Raw genomic sequence first — 16,129 nt, 5'->3', positions numbered from 1 at the left:
CACCGTCACCAGCTCGCCCCGGGATGCTCGCGGGCCAGCACCTGCATCTCCGCGAGGATGTAGCCCAGGTACTCCGAGTGCTTGCCGTACCGGCCGCCGCCGGGGGCTGCGGGCACGTCCGGGACCTCCAGCTCGGCTTCCTTGAGGACGTCTGCGACGAGGCGGTCAAAGTCCTCCCGCAGGCTGGAAGGCGCGACGGCGGCACCCGCCTCAGCGAGGCGTCGCGTCAGGTCATCGTCCTGGAACAGTTCGCTGACGTACGGCCACATAGTGCGCAGGCCGTGGATCATCCGGGTGCGCGATTCCTCCGTGCCGCCCGCCAGGCGCAGGACCCACTGGGTGCTGTGGTCGCGGTGGTAGTCCACTTCCTTCACGGCCTTGGCGGCGATGGCGGCCAGGGTGGCGTCCGTGGATTCGGTGAGGCGGCGGTAGAGCTCGTACTGGTAGTAGCTCACCACGAACTGGCGGGCGATGGTGGCCGCGAAGTCGCCGTTGGGCTGCTCGAACAGCTGGACACTGCGGAACTCGTGCTCGCGGCGGAAGTAGGCCAGGTCATCCTCGGACTTGGCCGTGCCGTCCTCATCGGGCATGCCGGCACCGGCGTAGGTGAGGAAGCTGCGGGCGTGGCCCAGCTGGTCCAAGGCGATGTTGCCCAGGGCGATGTCCTCCTCCAGCTCGGGTGCACGGGAGATCCAGTGGCCCAGGCGCTGCGCGAGGATGAGGGCGTCATCGCCGAGCCTCAGTGCGTATTCCGCGACGTCCTCGCTTGGCTTGGCGAGGCCGGTCTTGACCTCCAGGGCGATGTCCTCCGGGCGGAGGGCGTTGCCGGGGGTGATTCTTGTTGCGCTCGCGTTCGAGTCTCCGCCGGCCACGCCTGTGGAGATGTCGCCGTGGCCTTCCGTGTGTGTTGTCTCGGGGCTCACAGGTGCTTCACCCCTTCGCTCTTGGTGTAGTACGTGGCGTGCCGGTAGTCCTTGCCCTGCGGGGACTCGAAGAAGGAGCCCTTGGAGTCGGGGTCGCTGGCGGCGATGGCGTCGGCCGGGACAACCCAGATGGAGACGCCCTCATTGCGGCGGGTGTAGAGGTCACGCGCGTTGCGGAGGGCCATGGCGGCGTCCGGGGCGTGCAGGGATCCGGCGTGGACGTGGCTCAGGCCGCGACTGGACCGGACGAAGACCTCCCAGAGGCCCCAGGTGGAGCGGTCATGGTGGTTGACGGCCGGGGCAGGGGCCACGCCGACAGGGGTCCCCGGCTGAGCTTGCGAAGTTGGGGAGTCGGTGGGGATTTTGGGGCTGGCCTTGGCTTCGGCCGGCTCAACCACCGGGGAAGCCTTGGGGGCTTCGCGGTTGATCTCGGTGGCCGAGCTTGCCGGGGTTTCGGGGTTGCCGTGGGGGCTCATGCTGCGTGTTCCTTCTGCATCTTTGCTGACTGTTTTGCTGCGTAAGCCGCCGCTGCCTCGCGGACCCAGGCGCCGTCGTCGTGCGCTGCCCTCCGGCGCTCAAGGCGCTGGGCGTTGCAGGGACCGCGGCCGGCCAGGACTTCCTGGAACTCGTGCCAGTCAAGGGGGCCGTGCTCCCACTTCTTGGTGTCCTCGTTGAAGCGGACCTGGTCATCGGGGAGGGTGAGGCCCAGGACCCGGACCTGCTCCACCATCATGCCGACGAAGCGGCTGCGGAGCTCGTCATTGCTGAACCGCTTGATGTTCCATGCCATGGACTGCTTGGAGTTGGGGGAATCGTCGTCCGGCGGGCCGAACATCATCAGGGCCGGGGCGTACCAGCGGTTCACCGCGTCCTGGGCCATCTGCTTCTGCTCGGGGGTGCCGTTGGAGAGTTCCAAGAGGATCTCGAAGCCCTGGCGCTGGTGGAAGGACTCTTCCTTGCAGATGCGGACCATCGCGCGGCCGTAGGGACCGTACGACGCGCGGCACAGCGGGACCTGGTTGCAGATGGCTGCGCCGTCCACCAGCCAGCCGATGGCGCCCATGTCTGCCCAGGTGAGGGCCGGGTAGTTGAAGATGCTGGAGTAGCGGGCCTTGCCGGCGATGAGGTCGTCCATCATCTTGTCCCTGGACTGGCCCAGGGTCTCGGCGGCGGAGTAGAGGTAGAGCCCGTGGCCGGCCTCGTCCTGGACCTTGGCCATGAGGATGGCCTTGCGCTTCAGGCTGGGGGCGCGGGAAATCCAGTTGGCCTCCGGCTGCATGCCGATGATTTCCGAGTGCGCGTGCTGGCTCACCTGGCGCAGCAGGGTCTTGCGGTAGGCGGCGGGCATCCAGTCGCGGGGCTCGATCCGTGAGTCCTCGGCGATGATTCGGTCGAAGTGGGCCTGGCCTGCCGCATCCTCTTCCGGGGTTAGCTCAGCCGGCACTGACTGCAAGTTCTGCGCTGCCATGGTTGCTCCTATGCAAAGACCTGATGGGCGGCTCGGAATTATTTACCGACCGTTCGTTCAGGATATGTTGGCGCGCCGGAACTCGTCAAGCGTGCCGCCCCTCTTTCAACTCCCGCTCACATCTGGCAACCTTTCCTCCAGCGCCCGCTCACGTTTGGCATCCTTCCCTCCAACGCCCCATCACGTTTGGCAACCTTTCCTCCAACGCGCGCTCACGTCCTGCGCAAGGGGCGGGCCGCCGTCGTACGTTCTCTCACCCAACCCCAACCCCTGACCTTTCGACGCGGATATTCATTGCCGCGGCGGGTACTCACCTGCGCACCCTAAATCCGGGCAGCGAAAAGGAAACTGCGCAGCGCAAACGAGTATCCGCATCGTCGGCACGACGTGCGCGCAAGGGGCGGCCCGCCGTCGTACGTTCTCTCACCCAAGCCCGGCAGCTGCACTTTCGACGCGGATATTCGTCAGCGCGGCTGATGCTCCCCTGCGCACCCCGAATCCGGGCAGCGAAGCGGAATCTGCGCAGCGGAAACGAGTATCCGCGTCGTCGGCACGACGTGCGCGCAAGGGGCGGGCCGCCGTCGTACGTTCTCTCACCCAAGTCCGGCAGCTGCACTTTCGACGCGCATAACCTTTACCGCGGCGGCTACTCACCTGGGCGACCCGTATATAGGGCGCCTGAAGGCATCGCAGCGGAAACAGGGGGTGCCTTCCGGGAGTCAATTTCCCAGGCGGGACGAGTCTGGCCGGGCCCTCACGCGCCTGAATACACTAAATCCACGCGCTCCGGGGTCACTTCTTCCAGGCCGGCCCCGGAGTCTTGGACAAAGTTGCGGCCACCGCCAAGGCACCGGCCACCTGTGCCACCCCAAGGATCCGTGTCAGGCCCGCGCGTTGCTTGAACCAGCCCATCAGCGGAGCCCAGGGCCCGAACTCCCACCGCGCGCAATGCTCCACCGGGTACAGGGCGGTGAGCACGCCGTCCCCGATCTCCGCCATAACCAGCGACTCCACGACCCGAACGTCCATCAGATTTCCTCCCGCACCTGGTCCGAACCCTACTGATCGGACCCTCGAGAACAGTGTGCGGTGAACAGCTCCGGCGGCTTAGGGCTGAAAGCCTCTGAATCGGATCAGCCCCCGATGCACTTTCGACGACGCGGATATTCACCACCGACGCGGACGCTCCCCTGCGCGGCCTAAATATGCGGAGCGACGGGGAATCTGCGCAGCGAAAACGGATTTGCGCGTCGCCGTCACTGCGCGTCCCCGGCAGGCCGGCAACCCGCCACCCCGGCACGCCGCGGGCGAAAGACGCGGGCGAAAGGCGCGGGCCGCCGTCGTACGGCCTGCCCACGGCCGGGAACCAGCACTTCTTAAGCCTTTCTTAAAGCCCAAGGGGGAGAGTGGAAATGACGGGCCGAACAGCGGCCCCCACGCCACGCCCCAAGGAAGAAATGCACGGATCAGCCCGCGACGACCGACCGCAACAGCACAGCACGCCCACGGCACCCCCGGCCGTCGGCACCCAGTTCAGGGCACTCCCCCAGCCCCGCTACTGGCTGCCGGTGGGCATCCTGCTGTGCGCCGCCGTCGTGGTCCTGCGCCTTACCGTGCAATTGGTCCCCGGCGACACGACCGCAGAACTGGGCGTTGACCAAAACCTCAGCCTGCACCACGTTGCCGTGCTGACCGCCGTGGCGATGGGGATCAACCTGCTGTTCGGCCCGGTAGTCGGCCTGGCCCTCATCGCGGTCGCCGCCCTGGGCATCTGGCTGATCCGGCGCGACCTGGTGACCGCCGTGGCCTTCGGGCTTACCGCGTGCTCGGGCTGGGTGGCGAGCGAGGCCTTCAAGCTCCTGCTCGCCCGGCAGCGGCCCAACCCGGCGCTGCTGTTCGACCCCCTGGCGCCCGAGACCGGATCCAACAGCTTCCCCAGCGGGCACGTCAGCTTCGCCGTGGCCCTGGCCTTCGCGCTGTACTTCCTGGCCCGCCGGACCCGCTGGGCCAAGCCGGTAGCGGTGGCGGGAGCCGCGATGGCGCTCATCGTCGCCTGGTCCCGGCTGTACGTGGGGGTCCACTACCCCACCGACGTCGCGGCCTCCTTCCTGGCCGCGAGCGCCGCCGCCGTGCTGCTCGCCGGGCTCTGGAACCGCTATGCCCCCGCGCTGGTGGAACGCCTTCCGGCCACGGTCCTCCGCCCCTTCGGCCGGGCGTAGCAATAATGCACACCCTCCTGTTACCTCTGGCAGCGGCCACCGGTTCGCCGTCACTGCTTGACCCCGCCGGCCTGCTGGAAGGCTTTGGCCCGGCCGCACTGGGCGTCATCGCCGCGATGGTGTTCATCGAATCCGGGGTGCTGTTCCCCTTCCTGCCCGGCGATTCCCTCCTCTTCACCGCCGGCCTCCTGCACCAGCAGCTGAACCTGGCGCTGCCACTGCTGATCGGCGTGATCACCGCGGCCGCGATCGGCGGCGACCAGGTGGGGTACCTGCTGGGGCGCAAATTCGGCCGCCGCTGGTTCAAGGACGATGCCCGCATCCTCAAAACCGCCCACCTGACCGTCACGGAAGAGTTCTTCCGCCGCCATGGAGGCGCCGCCGTCGTACTGGCCCGTTTTGTGCCCATGGTGCGCACCTTCGCGCCGGTCACCGCCGGAATGGCCCGCTACGAATACAAGGCGTTCACCCTCTGGAACATGGCGGGCGCCCTGGCATGGGCGACGTCGGTGACCCTCCTGGGCACGTGGCTGGGACACTACGCGATCATCGCCAACAACATCGACGTCATTGCCGTGGTGATGGTCCTGGTCTCCGTGGTGCCGTGGATTGTGGAGTACGTGAAGCGCCGGCGGAAGGCAAAGCTGGCGGCTGCGGAACCTGCTGAACCCGTGGCAGAGGCGGCTGCGGAAGAATAGGCGGCATGACGACAGGTGAGGGGCCGGCCCTGCTGCTGGTGGAGGACGATCCCGTCCTGGGTCCGCTGATTGCCGAGCTGCTGGAGCCCGACTTCACGGTGCGGCTCGCAGCGAACGGGCAGGAGGGCCTGCACCTGGGGCTGACGCAGCCGTGGGACGCGATGGTGATCGACCGCGGCCTGCCTGTCATGGACGGCCTTAGCCTCATCGCCGCCCTGCGGGCCAAGGGCATCGGCACCCCCATCCTGATCCTCACCGCGCTGGGCGATACCGACGAGAAAGTCCGCGGCCTGGACGCCGGTGCCAACGACTACTTGACAAAACCGTTCGACGGCGGTGAGCTGGCTGCGCGCCTGCGCGCACTGACACGCACCTACGGTCCGCCCGCGGGGCTGGCCGCTGGGCCGGTGAGCATCGGCAGCTGGGAATTCCACCCGGCGTCGCGCGCTGTCCGCTCCCTGTACGGCGATCTGGTGACGTTGACCGCGAAGGAGGCCGAGGTGCTGGCCGCGCTGGCTGCGGAGCCCGAGCGGGTGTTCACCCGGGACGAACTGCTCGCCGCGCACTTCCAGGAGACGGACCAGCCCGGCGTCATCGATACCTATGTCCACCACCTGCGCCGCAAGATCGACAGGACCGTGATCCGCACCGTCCACGGCGTGGGCTACCAGATTGGCGACCCGTCATGAGTGGTTTCGTTCCACGCTCCTCCCCTGCTGCCGGCGGCGACCCGGACCGGGAAATCCTGCGCCGCGCGTCCCTGAAGGTGGCATTACGGATCAGCGCCGGGGTTGCCGCGCTGGTGCTCATCCTCCTGGCCGCCGCCACCGCCTTCCTGATGTACAAACTCGCGCATCCGGTCCAGCCCGCTTCCGAACCTGGAAGGCCGTACACCTACCTCGATTCCGGGGACCTGATCGAGGGGATGATCCTGGCCGGCCTGGCGGGCATTGTGCTGGCCGGGGTGGTGGGCTGGCTCAGCGCGCGCAGCGCCATCCGGCCGCTGGGCGAAGCGCTGGCCCGGCAACGGCGGTTCGTCCAGGACGCCAGCCACGAACTGCGCACCCCGCTCGCCATCCTGGACACCCGCATCCAGCTTGCCCAGCGGAAAGCCGAACCCGGCTCTGAGCCCGCGCTCGCCCTGGCGAAGATCCGGGAGGACGCATCCACCCTTACGGGGATCGTGAACGAGCTGCTCCTGGCCGCGACCGGTTCCGCGCCCATGCCGGAGGTGGCGCCGGTGGACGTGGCTTCGGCTGCAGAGTCGGTTGCGGGGAGCCTTCAGGACCTCGCCCGGCAGCAGGGCGTCCAGTTAACGTTCGACGGCGGCGGGCCGGCTTTGGTGCAGATTGATCCCAGTTCGTTCCGGCGGGCGGTGCTGGGGCTGGCGGACAATGCGCTGGCGCATACTCCGGCGGGCGGGAGCATCACCATCACCGCCTCGGTGGCGGGTACCTGGGCGCTGGTCCGGGTGGCGGACACGGGATCCGGGATCACCGGTGTTGACCTGGACCGGATTTTCGACCGCTTTGTCCGCGCCGGTGGGACTGGTGATTCTACGGGGCGGCGGAGCTTCGGGATCGGGCTGGCCCTGGTCCGCGAGATCGCGTCCGCGGCCGGCGGCACCGTGAAGGTGGCCCGCACCGGCCCGGACGGGACCGCGATGGAACTGGCGCTGCCTTTGGCTTCGGCCTGAGCGCGCGCTCCTCGGGCTGATTGCGGGGCGCCGGCGGGGAACAGGCGCGACGCCGGCCTCCCGCACTCAGGAGGTGCCGTGGTCGCGCTTCTTCGTCTTCGACGCGCACATGCGCTCTCGACGCGGATGTTCCCTTTCGCGGCCCAGATCTGGGCCGCGAAAGGGAACGTGCGCCTCGGCGGGGAACATGCGCGTCGCCAGCGTGCGCTCCCAGGAGGCGCCGCCGTCGTGCTTTCCCTGCCTGTGGCTGGCTGCGCGTCAGGCGGCCCTGCGCTTCGGGGTGGTCCGGGTCTCCGGAACGGACGTCGCAGCCTCGGTGGCGGGAGGCGTTTCGCCGCCGGCGCGGCCCGGAGGCGTGGATTCCTGCGTCCGTGCGCGGGCGTCGAGGACGTCACCGATGAACCAGTCGTAGATCAGCACGCCAATCACGCCGCCGACGATCGGGCCGACAATGGGCACCCAGAAGTACCAGCTGAACGCGCCGTCAACTGTGCCAGGCAGCGCCGTTTGGCCCCATCCGGCCATCCATGCGAAGAGCCGTGGGCCGAAATCACGGGCCGGGTTGATGGCGTAGCCGGCGTTCGCGCCGAGGGAGATGCCGATGGCGGCCACCGCGAGCCCGATCATGAACGGGCCCAGGTTCGCCTGGACGGCCGTGTTGCGCATGTCGATGATGGCCACGACGAACATCACCAGGAATGCCGTGCCCACGATCTGGTCAACCAGCGGACCCACGGCATTTCCGTTGAAGTAGGGCGCCGGGAACGTGGCGAAGATGGAGTAGGTGGCCAGCCCCTTCGCGTCGCCACGGCCTGTGCCAACGGCTTTGTTATAGGCGTCGATGGCGTTGTAGTACAGCAGGTACACCAACGCCGCCCCGGCGAAAGCTCCCACCACCTGGGCCACGATGTACGGGCCCACTTTGCGCCACGGGAACTTGCGGCGGACCGCGAAAGCAATCGTCACCGCCGGGTTGATGTGGGCGCCGCTGACGCCGCCGGCTACGTAGACGGCCAACGCCACGGCCAGGGCCCATCCCCACGCAATGAGCAACCAATCGCCCGCGGCCATGAAGATGGTGGTGGATGTTTGGGCGCGGCCCGATCCGGGCAACGCGGCGACCGCCATGGCCACGACGCCGTCGCCGAACGCGATCAGCACGAACGTGCCCAGGAATTCCGCAAGCAGCTCGCCCCAGGTTCCACCCAACCGCTTGAGCCCGCTGCCATTGCGGACCGCATTTCTCAGTGGAGTGACATCACTCATCGCAGTACCTTCTTTGCGATTTCTTGGGTTATTGGCCTCGCCTCAGGACCAATTGACAATCTGAGTACTTTTATGCTACGCCGAAAGTGTCCCTAGGCAACAGACCGACAGCCGGCTCCGCCGGACGGCAATTCCGACAGGCAGGCATACCGCCTTGTTTGAGCCGGCGGGGAGCCGGAATCCGCCAGGGAAGAGACACCCCGGACAGGTCCAGGTTGCCGATACAGGGACGTGGAGTTCGTTCGGAAAGGCAAGACCATGAACGACAGCAGCAGCATCGAAAACACCCCGACCGCGGACCAGACACCGGAGGAACGGGAGCTGCGCGGACGCTACGTCAAGGGCGACTTTGGCAAGGCCGGTGCGCAGCGGGGCCGCCATGCGGAGGATGAAGAGGGCCAGTACGTCGAAGGGGACTACGGCGGGGCGGGCGCCGAAGGCGGACTGCCCGAACCCCTGGGCGACAGGACAGTGGGGGCCGGCCGCTACGTGAAGGCCGACTACGGCGAGGCCGGACCGGTACCCGGACGGTCCGCGGCATCCGAAACCGGCCGGTACCCCAAAGGTGACTACGGGAAGGGCGGCAGCGTGGAGCCCACGCGCAAGCCGGGTGATACCCCGGACGCACGTGCGGAGCGGTAGCCCCCGACCTGGCCGAGCGGCCTGCCCACCTGCAAAAGGTGGCGGGCCGCTTTGGTGCTTGCCGGCGTCGCACTTTCCTGCCTGAACCCGCACCGGCGCTTTTCCACATAGCCGCAGAGGCCGCTTCCGGGCAACGGCGCTGCCCGGCACCGTGGGTACATGACCGACCTCCCGCCGTTCCTGCTGTCCCGGGACCGCATTCTGCACGGACTCAGCGCCAACGACCTGGCCAAGCGTGTACGCTCCGGCGCCTTGGTGCGGGTCCGGCACGGTGTGTATGTCGACGGACCAAGATGGCGGGCCATGAAGCCGTGGGAGCAGTACCGCGTCCGGGTCCAGGCCGCAGGGGAAACGTTTGAAAAGCCCACTATTTTCGCCCGGCACTCCTCAGCCAGTGTGTGGGACATCCCGTTCATCGGACAGAACCACCCGGTACAGGCCCTCACGCTAAAGAACGACGGCGGGAGGTCCCGTGCCGGAGTCAGCCGCCACTTCGCTTCGCGGGCGGGCCTGAGGGCGGTCAAGTTGGAGGGGCTCCTGGTCACCGACCGCGTCCGGACTGTCCTGGACCTGGCGGCCTTCAGCCCGTTCGCCGAAGCCATCGCGCCGCTGGACCATGTACTGCGGCCGGACCCTGCGCGCCAATTGCCTGCCCTGACTAAGGCGGAGCTGGAGGCGGGCATCGGTCAGACCTACTCCGCGGCGGCGGCGCGCAGGATCCGGGCTGCTATCGCCTTTGCCGATCCCGCGTCTGCTTCAGCGGGCGAGTCCTGGAGCCGAGCGCTGATCCACGTGGCCGGCTTCGAACCCCCGATCCTCCAGCAGCGCTTTACGGACGCGGGCGGGCTGGTGGGGTACTCGGATTTCTACTGGAAGGAGTCGGGGATCGTTGGCGAGTTCGACGGCGAGGAGAAGTACGTCAAACCCGAGTTCCTCAAGGGCAGGACCACATCGGAGGCAGTTATGGACGAGAAGAAGCGCGAAAACCGGCTCCGTTCCTTGGGATTCCGCGTTGAGCGGTGGGACTGGGCGGACCTCGCCGTGGCCGGAACGCTGGAACGGAAGCTGGCGGCGGCAGGTGTGGGCCGCCGTCGTACGCGTTCCGCTGTTTTCGACGCGCAAAACCCCCCATGACGCGCCCCCTCCCCGGCGCGGCACTTATATGAGCAACGCTCAGGAATTTGCGCGCCGGGCCGGAACATGCGCAGCGGCGCACCGGAGCCGGACCACCCGCACCGCATGAAAGTTGATCAACCCGGCACCCACAATCACAGAGACGACGTCGTACCATTGCACCGGGCCGTTAAAGAACCGGTAAACCGACGGCGCCATGACCAGGAGGGCCGCGACGGCACTCGCCCACGAGCCGAACACCTTGTCAAAGCGTTCGCCCCCTGCCAGCCACGCGGCGATCCGCTCGCCGCGCTCGTCCTCCGGCTCATCCCCCATGCGTCTGCCCCCTCAGGCGTTGGTCCAACCGAGCCTACTCGGAGATGCGAAATCCACGGCAACATATTCCTTTTCGCGGCCCAAATGCGGGGCGCGAAAAGGAACATGCGCAGCGGAAACAGGGATGCGCGACCGCTGAGTTGGACGGGTGGTCTCGCCCTACGGGAAAATAGGCAGTAGGCTTACTATCTTGCAGCTGGGCGCATGCAGTGCCTGATGACCAGAACCCTATTCGGCGGTTTGAGCGCGTAAAAGGAGTCCCATCATGAAAGCTCTTGTATGGCACGGAGAAGGCGATATCCGCCTGGACAACGTGGACGATCCGACCATCCTTGATCCGAACGACGCCATTGTGCGCATCACCCGCAGCGCGATCTGCGGCACGGACCTGCACTTCATCCGCGGCACCATGTCCGGGATGAAGGAAGGCACGATCCTGGGCCACGAGGCCGTGGGCGAGGTGACTGCCGTGGGCAAGGCGGTGCGGCGGTTCGCGCCCGGGGACCGCGTGATTGTGTCCTCCACGATGTCCTGCGGGGTGTGCTGGCAGTGCCGCGCGGGGCATACGGCGCAGTGCGACGTGGCCAACCCGAACGGCCCGCAGGCGGGGACCTGCTTCTTTGGCGGCCCGGAGACCACCGGCCCGATCAACGGGCTGCAGGCAGAGTACGCGCGGATCCCCTGGGCCTCCAACACCCTGACCAGGCTGCCGGACAACGTCAGCGACGAGCAGGCGATCCTGCTTTCGGACATCTTCCCTACGGCCTGGTTCGGCGCGCAGCTGGCCGGAATCCAGCGCGGCGACACCGTGGTCGTGTACGGCGCCGGCATCGTTGGGCAGCTGGCGATAGCGTCGGCGTTCCGGCAGGGTGCGTCGCGGGTATTCGCGATTGACGGGATCGAAACCCGGCTGGTCCAGGCGCTCGACCAGAACGCGGACGTCATCAACTTCAACAGCGAAGACCCCGTGGAGGCCCTGCAGGAGGCAACGCAGGGAATCGGCGTGGACGCGGTGATCGATGCCGTGGGCGTGGATGCGCAGCGGCCCTGGGCCGGACCGGCAGCCGCCAAGGCCGAGGAGCAGGCGGAGCAGTTCGCGCAGGAAGTGGCCGAGGTTGCGCCGTCCACCAATGTGCAGGGCGACAACTGGGTGCCGGGGAATGCGCCGTCGCAGGTTTCCCAGTGGAGCATCGAGACCGTGCGGAAGTATGGCCGGATCGGGATCATCGGCGTGTACAGCCCGGCGATGATGACCTACCCGATCGGCCAGGCGATGAACAAGAACCTGACCATCCGGATGGGCAACTGCGACCACCGCTCGGTCACGCCGCCGCTGGTGGACCTGGTGGCGTCCGGCGTCTTCGACCCCACCAAGTTCATTACCCAGCACGAACCGATCAGCGACGTGGTGGACGCCTACCTGAATTTCGACCGGCGCGAGGAAGGCTGGCTGAAGACGGTGCTGACCACCGCGTAGCCTCCCCCTTCATGACCGGCGGCCCGCTCCTTTTGGTGCGGGCCGCCGTCGTCCGTTTTGGCTGTCTTTTTGATGGGGCGAACCCGTTGCACTGACACGTGCTTGCGGGGGACGATCTTAGGCGTCAACACATTGGCGTGTCTCCCTGGTGGGGCCGGACAAGGCAGGGGTGGGAAACCGTGACGAATCAAGTGCCTGATGCAGACGGGGCACGGCCGTCGATGTTGGCTCTCGCGGAGGTATTCAAGGCTGCGGCCCATCCGGTGAGGGCACAGGTCCTGGACCTGCTGGCTGGCGGGGAGTCGTCCATCCCGGAACTGTGCGAGGGTACCGGGGAGAAGGCCTCGCATCTGTCCCGCCACCTGACCCAAATGCGGAGCCAGCGGCTGATTGAGTGCCAACGTCTTGAGGGGCGGCTGGTGTATCGGCTGGCCTGCCCCGAAGTGGCCAATTTGCTTGCCGCAGCTCGATCCGTGCTGCAGGCGCAGGTGGCCGCTGCTGTGGCCCGGACGCATTACGCCCCGCGCCGGACGTACGGAACGGTGCCGCCACAAGCTGCCCCGCGGGCTTCCGGCGTCACGGGCCCGGCAACCTTTTCCGACGAGCAGTTTGCGGAGCTCGAACACACCCTGGCCTCGCGGGCGGTGATTGCCGACGCGTGCGAAGCAATAGCTGCCCGATGCGGCTGCACCCTGGACGAGGCGGCAAAGCAGCTCATCATGACGGCACACAACGCCAACCTCACCCTTCGGGCCGCTGCCGCACGCGAGCTGCAGGACCAGCAGGACGGCCCGCGAGCCTGATTCCCATTCAAGGCAGCCCTGCACACCCGGTACCAAAGTCCCTTGACCTCCCACCGGAGCACAGGCCACACTTCTAGCAGAATTGACGAAAACGTCTTTTCGTCAATTCGATGCCCGACCAATCGGCCGGGGAAGGCACCAGGAAGCCCGGAGCGACGCTCCCCGATATTGGGGGGTTCCTGGTGCGGAGGGGTGGGGAGGGGACAAGGCCGTCCCTTCCCCATCCGCTTCTGGGGTCCGGTTTGCGCTGCCGTGTTGCTGTACGCCGTGAATGAGCAGCAAAGTAGTAGGCATGAAAGACATCACCGGGACCATCGAGCTCTCCGGGGACCTGCTGCACCTGAAGTGGGGGCACGGTGATGTGGTCACGGAACGCGACGCTGTGGCGCTCATGAAGCGTGCCAGGGAGCTCAGCGGCGGACGCGCCCTTCCGCTGCTGGTGGAAATATCGGGTGTGGAGTGGATTGACCAGGGAGCCTTGAAGGCCTTCGCCGGGACGTGGCCGCTGACACGTGCGGCGGTGGTGGGCACCTCCCCCGTGGACCATACCCTCGCCAGCTTCTACACCGGCCGGCACAAGCCGGTGCACCCCACCCGGTACTTCACGTCAATGGACGAGGCAATGGCGTGGCTGGTGGAGGGCCCGGCGCTGCCCTAGGGCGTACGCATACGTTCGACGCGGAGAACTTCCGGTGACGCGCGAATTCCTTTTCGCACCCCATAGTTGGGTAGCGGCAGTGAACACGCACCTCGATAACGGATATGCGTGGCCTCACGGCACCCCTTGTTGTTGGGCGTTACAGGCGGGGCTATCTTGGAGCTATTCCGGGCCTTGCTGGGAGGGCCACAGCTGACGGGTCTCCCCAGAGGTATGTCATGAGCTACATCCCGGTCAGTCGCCGCACCATCAGGCGGCATCGGGAATCCGAGCGGTCCACCCGGCGCCTCGTTGTTGCACTTGCCAGCGCGGCCGTGGTGGCATGGCTGCTGTCCGTCACGCTGTCACCCTTGCTGAACCTCGACGGGTTTGTCCATAACATCGACCTCGTAGTGCATGACCTCTGCCTGGTTGTGGCCTTCGGCGCCATCATCCTGGTGGACTGGCATGGTTTCCTGTGGCTAATCCGCCGGCGCGGGCTTGGCGAGATCATTCGGCTCGACGGGGCCGCGACTCCGCTGATCTGGGGTGGCCTGGCCGGTCTGCTCGCCACCGGCGCGTTCCTAAGCCCGCATTTGGAAAACCCCATGACCGACGTCAAGCTCGCTGCGGTTCTTGTCCTCAGCCTGAACGGGATCATGCTTATCCCCCTCATGCGGCGGCTTGCCCGGCTGCCGGAGGACACCGCTTTCACGGGCCTATCCCTTGGCCAGCGCGTGCACTTGTTGGCCTGCCTGGTGGTGTCGCAGGTGTGCTGGTGGACGGCAATCATCATTGGGTTCATCAACGCGGAGTCGTAAAACCGCGGGTTGTTGGCCTGCATGCCGACGCGCAAAACCGCCCGTGACGCGCGGATTCCTTTTCGCGGCCCGCATCTGCGCTGCGCAAAGGAATATGCGCAGCGCTATGGAATATGCGCCTCGAAAACGAACACCAGCCCAGCAGCGCTGCGCGAGGCCTAAGTGCCCTCCTGGACCGGGACCTCAAGGGCAGCACGCTCAGCAACAGCCCGCTGCGTGGCGGCCCAGCTGGCCAGGACTTTCAGCGCATCCTCGGACGGCGTGCCCGGCTCGGCCGTGTAGATGTTGATCCGCAGCCCCGGGTCCGCGGGGAGCTCCATCGCCTCGTAGGTCAGGTCCAGGTCCCCCACGATGGAGTGGTGCAGGCGTTTGCGGCCGGTGCGGTGGTACTTCACGTCGTGCCGGGCCCAGCGGATGCGGAACTCCTCGCTCCGGGTGGAAAGCTCGCCGATCAGGTCCGAGAGGTCCTTGTCGTACGGGTTCCTCCCGGCCGTGGACCGCAGCACCGCCACGATGTCGTCCGCGCTCCGCTCCCAGTCCCGGAAGAACTCCCGCGCCTTCGGGTTCAGGAACGTGAACCGCGCACTGTTCGGCGGCGTGACCGGCTCGGCCATCATCTCCATATACAGGGCCCGGCCCAGCTCATTGGCGGCCAGCACGTCGCCGCGGTCGTTCCTAACCCAGGCCGGCGCCGTCGTAATCGCGTCGATGACCCGCTGCACGCTGGGGCGGACCGTCAAGGGACTCCGCTTCCGCCGCACCCGCGGCGCCGAAGTAGCCGCGCGGGCAAGGTCGAAAAGGTGGGCCGTCTCGGCGTCGTCCAACTGCAGCGCCCGCGCCAGTGCCTCCAGGACGCTGTCCGACGCACCCGACAGGTTCCCCCGCTCCAGCCGGATGTAGTAGTCGACGCTCAGCCCGGCCAGCATGGCCACTTCCTCGCGGCGGAGCCCCGCCACGCGACGGGTCCCGCCGTACGCGGGCAGCCCGGCCTCCTCTGGAGTGAGCCGGGCGCGGCGGGAGGTCAGGAATTTCCGCACGTCATCGCTGTTGGTCATGCCTCCACGGTACGCGTGCCCCACCCCCTGAAGGAGGGACTGACAAGCCCTCCCACAATCGCGGACACCCACATAGCGTGAAGGCATGGAACTCAAACTCAACAACGGCGTCACCATGCCAGCGCTCGGCCTGGGCGTTTTCCAAAGTCCCCCGGAAGAGACGACGGCGGCCGTCCAGACAGCGCTCGAAGTCGGCTACCGGCACATCGACACCGCCGCGGCGTACGGCAACGAGCGGGAGGTGGGCGAAGGCATCCGGCGGTCGGCCCTAAGGCGCGACGACGTCTTCATCGAGACCAAGGTGTGGGTCAGCGACTACGGCTATGACGAGGCGCTGCACGCGTGGGACAAGGCCGTGGGCAAGCTGGGCGTGGAACAGCTGGACCTGCTCATCCTGCACCAGCCCGCCCCGGACCGGTTCGACAAGACCATCGCCGCCTACAAGGCCCTGGAAACCCTGCTCAAGGACGGACGCGTGCGCGCCATCGGCGTCAGCAACTTCATGCCGCACCACCTGCAGCAGCTGCTGGCGGAAACCGATGTGGTCCCGGCCGTCAACCAGATTGAGCTGCACCCGTACTTCCAGCAGCCGGCGGTCCAGACCATCGATGAGGACCACCGCATCCTCACCCAGGCGTGGTCGCCCATCGGCGGCATCACCTTCTACCCCGGCTGGGGCGAGAACCGGAAGAACGTCATGCGCGATCCGGTGATTGCCGCCGTCGCCCAGGCTCATGGCAAGACGCCTGCCCAGGTGATGCTGCGCTGGCACCTGCAGCAGGGCCGCTCGGCCATCCCCAAGTCCACCAACCCAAGCCGGATTGCGGAGAACTTCGACGTCTTCGACTTCGAGCTCTCCGCGGAGGAACTCGCCAGCATCGATGCCTTGGACTCCGGCGTGCGCAGCGGCCCGGACCCGGACGTGGCCCGCCCGGAGCGGTTCGCCATGGTCATCCCGGAAGCGTAAGGAGAAGC

General features: G+C 67.2%; 18 protein-coding genes. 11 read left to right on the top strand and 7 right to left on the bottom strand.

The annotated features are described in order from the left end of the window. Nucleotides 1–5: 5 nt before the first annotated feature. The 4 genes from paaC to FBY30_RS10675 all read right to left on the bottom strand — a co-directional run bounded on the left by paaC (nucleotide 6) and on the right by FBY30_RS10675 (nucleotide 3,420). On the bottom strand, nucleotides 6–923 hold the full coding sequence (paaC, locus tag FBY30_RS10690) for a 1,2-phenylacetyl-CoA epoxidase subunit PaaC (RefSeq protein ID WP_142132851.1): 918 nt from the start codon (nucleotides 921–923) through the stop codon (nucleotides 6–8). After that, nucleotides 920–1,234 carry a 1,2-phenylacetyl-CoA epoxidase subunit PaaB gene (paaB, locus tag FBY30_RS10685; RefSeq protein ID WP_442858301.1) on the bottom strand — a complete coding sequence of 105 codons (315 nt, stop codon included), beginning with the start codon at nucleotides 1,232–1,234 and terminating at the stop codon, nucleotides 920–922. The genes paaC and paaB overlap by 4 nt, the downstream gene beginning before the upstream one ends. Nucleotides 1,235–1,395: 161 nt before the next feature. After that, nucleotides 1,396–2,391, bottom strand: coding sequence for a 1,2-phenylacetyl-CoA epoxidase subunit PaaA (gene paaA / locus FBY30_RS10680; protein WP_142132849.1), 996 nt, complete (start codon nucleotides 2,389–2,391; stop codon nucleotides 1,396–1,398). 792 nt (nucleotides 2,392–3,183) lie between these two features. Further along, on the bottom strand, nucleotides 3,184–3,420 hold the full coding sequence (locus tag FBY30_RS10675; RefSeq protein ID WP_142132848.1) for a hypothetical protein: 237 nt from the start codon (nucleotides 3,418–3,420) through the stop codon (nucleotides 3,184–3,186). Between the two features lie 383 nt (nucleotides 3,421–3,803). Here FBY30_RS10675 and FBY30_RS10670 point away from each other — a divergent pair, with 383 nt between their 5' ends. From FBY30_RS10670 to FBY30_RS10655, 4 genes are read left to right on the top strand one after another with little or no spacing between them, the layout of a single operon-like run. Continuing rightward, nucleotides 3,804–4,610 (top strand): phosphatase PAP2 family protein, encoded by an 807-nt coding sequence (locus tag FBY30_RS10670; RefSeq protein ID WP_235009407.1) that lies wholly within the window; start codon nucleotides 3,804–3,806, stop codon nucleotides 4,608–4,610. 5 nt (nucleotides 4,611–4,615) lie between these two features. Next, complete coding sequence (locus tag FBY30_RS10665) at nucleotides 4,616–5,308, top strand: DedA family protein (RefSeq protein ID WP_142132846.1); 693 nt, start codon at nucleotides 4,616–4,618, stop codon at nucleotides 5,306–5,308. A 5-nt stretch (nucleotides 5,309–5,313) separates the two neighbouring features. Next, nucleotides 5,314–5,997, top strand: coding sequence for a response regulator transcription factor (locus tag FBY30_RS10660; RefSeq protein WP_142132845.1), 684 nt, complete (start codon nucleotides 5,314–5,316; stop codon nucleotides 5,995–5,997). Then, nucleotides 5,994–7,004, top strand: a complete 1,011-nt coding sequence (locus tag FBY30_RS10655) for a sensor histidine kinase (RefSeq protein WP_142132844.1) — start codon at nucleotides 5,994–5,996, stop codon at nucleotides 7,002–7,004. Before FBY30_RS10660 ends, FBY30_RS10655 begins: the two co-directional genes overlap by 4 nt. A gap of 258 nt (nucleotides 7,005–7,262) precedes the next feature. On the opposite strand, the gene FBY30_RS10650 is transcribed toward FBY30_RS10655, so the two are convergent. Continuing rightward, nucleotides 7,263–8,270, bottom strand: coding sequence for an MIP/aquaporin family protein (locus FBY30_RS10650; RefSeq protein WP_142132843.1), 1,008 nt, complete (start codon nucleotides 8,268–8,270; stop codon nucleotides 7,263–7,265). A gap of 258 nt (nucleotides 8,271–8,528) precedes the next feature. On the opposite strand from FBY30_RS10650, the gene FBY30_RS10645 reads away from it, so the two are divergent. Both FBY30_RS10645 and FBY30_RS10640 read left to right on the top strand, forming a co-directional pair. Then, complete coding sequence (locus FBY30_RS10645; protein ID WP_142132842.1) at nucleotides 8,529–8,912, top strand: hypothetical protein; 384 nt, start codon at nucleotides 8,529–8,531, stop codon at nucleotides 8,910–8,912. A gap of 159 nt (nucleotides 8,913–9,071) precedes the next feature. Further along, nucleotides 9,072–10,046, top strand: coding sequence for a type IV toxin-antitoxin system AbiEi family antitoxin domain-containing protein (locus tag FBY30_RS10640; RefSeq protein WP_142132841.1), 975 nt, complete (start codon nucleotides 9,072–9,074; stop codon nucleotides 10,044–10,046). A gap of 39 nt (nucleotides 10,047–10,085) precedes the next feature. Here FBY30_RS10640 and FBY30_RS10635 read toward each other — a convergent pair whose 3' ends face one another. Beyond that, nucleotides 10,086–10,361 (bottom strand): hypothetical protein, encoded by a 276-nt coding sequence (locus tag FBY30_RS10635; RefSeq protein WP_142132840.1) that lies wholly within the window; start codon nucleotides 10,359–10,361, stop codon nucleotides 10,086–10,088. A 265-nt stretch (nucleotides 10,362–10,626) separates the two neighbouring features. Between FBY30_RS10635 and FBY30_RS10630 the strand changes: the two genes are divergently transcribed. From FBY30_RS10630 to FBY30_RS10615, 4 genes are all read left to right on the top strand, one after another. Continuing rightward, on the top strand, nucleotides 10,627–11,838 hold the full coding sequence (locus FBY30_RS10630; RefSeq protein ID WP_142132839.1) for an alcohol dehydrogenase catalytic domain-containing protein: 1,212 nt from the start codon (nucleotides 10,627–10,629) through the stop codon (nucleotides 11,836–11,838). Between the two features lie 179 nt (nucleotides 11,839–12,017). Beyond that, on the top strand, nucleotides 12,018–12,641 hold the full coding sequence (locus tag FBY30_RS10625; RefSeq protein WP_142132838.1) for an ANTAR domain-containing protein: 624 nt from the start codon (nucleotides 12,018–12,020) through the stop codon (nucleotides 12,639–12,641). A 292-nt stretch (nucleotides 12,642–12,933) separates the two neighbouring features. Beyond that, a complete protein-coding gene (locus tag FBY30_RS10620; RefSeq protein ID WP_142132837.1) occupies nucleotides 12,934–13,299 on the top strand; it encodes a DUF7793 family protein in 366 nt (121 codons plus the stop codon). A 218-nt stretch (nucleotides 13,300–13,517) separates the two neighbouring features. Next, complete coding sequence (locus tag FBY30_RS10615) at nucleotides 13,518–14,099, top strand: hypothetical protein (protein ID WP_142132836.1); 582 nt, start codon at nucleotides 13,518–13,520, stop codon at nucleotides 14,097–14,099. 158 nt (nucleotides 14,100–14,257) lie between these two features. Here FBY30_RS10615 and FBY30_RS10610 read toward each other — a convergent pair whose 3' ends face one another. Beyond that, nucleotides 14,258–15,154 (bottom strand): helix-turn-helix transcriptional regulator, encoded by an 897-nt coding sequence (locus FBY30_RS10610; RefSeq protein WP_142132835.1) that lies wholly within the window; start codon nucleotides 15,152–15,154, stop codon nucleotides 14,258–14,260. Between the two features lie 85 nt (nucleotides 15,155–15,239). Between FBY30_RS10610 and FBY30_RS10605 the strand changes: the two genes are divergently transcribed. Then, nucleotides 15,240–16,121, top strand: coding sequence for an aldo/keto reductase (locus FBY30_RS10605; RefSeq protein ID WP_142132834.1), 882 nt, complete (start codon nucleotides 15,240–15,242; stop codon nucleotides 16,119–16,121). Nucleotides 16,122–16,129: the final 8 nt, after the last annotated feature.

Origin of the sequence: Arthrobacter sp. SLBN-83, assembly GCF_006715285.1 — a bacterium.
Taxonomy (GTDB): Bacteria; Actinomycetota; Actinomycetes; order Actinomycetales; family Micrococcaceae; genus Arthrobacter.
This window is presented reverse-complemented; position numbering and strand designations above follow the sequence as displayed.

Coding starts and splice junctions, on each gene's coding strand:
- FBY30_RS10665 (WP_142132846.1), top strand. CDS start 4,616: ATGCACACCCTCCTGTTACCTCTGGCAGCGGCCACCGGTTCGCCGTCA.
- FBY30_RS10650 (WP_142132843.1), bottom strand. CDS start 8,270: ATGAGTGATGTCACTCCACTGAGAAATGCGGTCCGCAATGGCAGCGGG.
- FBY30_RS10645 (WP_142132842.1), top strand. CDS start 8,529: ATGAACGACAGCAGCAGCATCGAAAACACCCCGACCGCGGACCAGACA.
- FBY30_RS10660 (WP_142132845.1), top strand. CDS start 5,314: ATGACGACAGGTGAGGGGCCGGCCCTGCTGCTGGTGGAGGACGATCCC.
- FBY30_RS10605 (WP_142132834.1), top strand. CDS start 15,240: ATGGAACTCAAACTCAACAACGGCGTCACCATGCCAGCGCTCGGCCTG.
- FBY30_RS10630 (WP_142132839.1), top strand. CDS start 10,627: ATGAAAGCTCTTGTATGGCACGGAGAAGGCGATATCCGCCTGGACAAC.
- FBY30_RS10670 (WP_235009407.1), top strand. CDS start 3,804: ATGACGGGCCGAACAGCGGCCCCCACGCCACGCCCCAAGGAAGAAATG.
- paaA (WP_142132849.1), bottom strand. CDS start 2,391: ATGGCAGCGCAGAACTTGCAGTCAGTGCCGGCTGAGCTAACCCCGGAA.
- FBY30_RS10635 (WP_142132840.1), bottom strand. CDS start 10,361: ATGGGGGATGAGCCGGAGGACGAGCGCGGCGAGCGGATCGCCGCGTGG.
- FBY30_RS10620 (WP_142132837.1), top strand. CDS start 12,934: ATGAAAGACATCACCGGGACCATCGAGCTCTCCGGGGACCTGCTGCAC.
- FBY30_RS10640 (WP_142132841.1), top strand. CDS start 9,072: ATGACCGACCTCCCGCCGTTCCTGCTGTCCCGGGACCGCATTCTGCAC.
- FBY30_RS10655 (WP_142132844.1), top strand. CDS start 5,994: ATGAGTGGTTTCGTTCCACGCTCCTCCCCTGCTGCCGGCGGCGACCCG.
- FBY30_RS10675 (WP_142132848.1), bottom strand. CDS start 3,420: ATGGACGTTCGGGTCGTGGAGTCGCTGGTTATGGCGGAGATCGGGGAC.
- FBY30_RS10615 (WP_142132836.1), top strand. CDS start 13,518: ATGAGCTACATCCCGGTCAGTCGCCGCACCATCAGGCGGCATCGGGAA.
- FBY30_RS10610 (WP_142132835.1), bottom strand. CDS start 15,154: ATGACCAACAGCGATGACGTGCGGAAATTCCTGACCTCCCGCCGCGCC.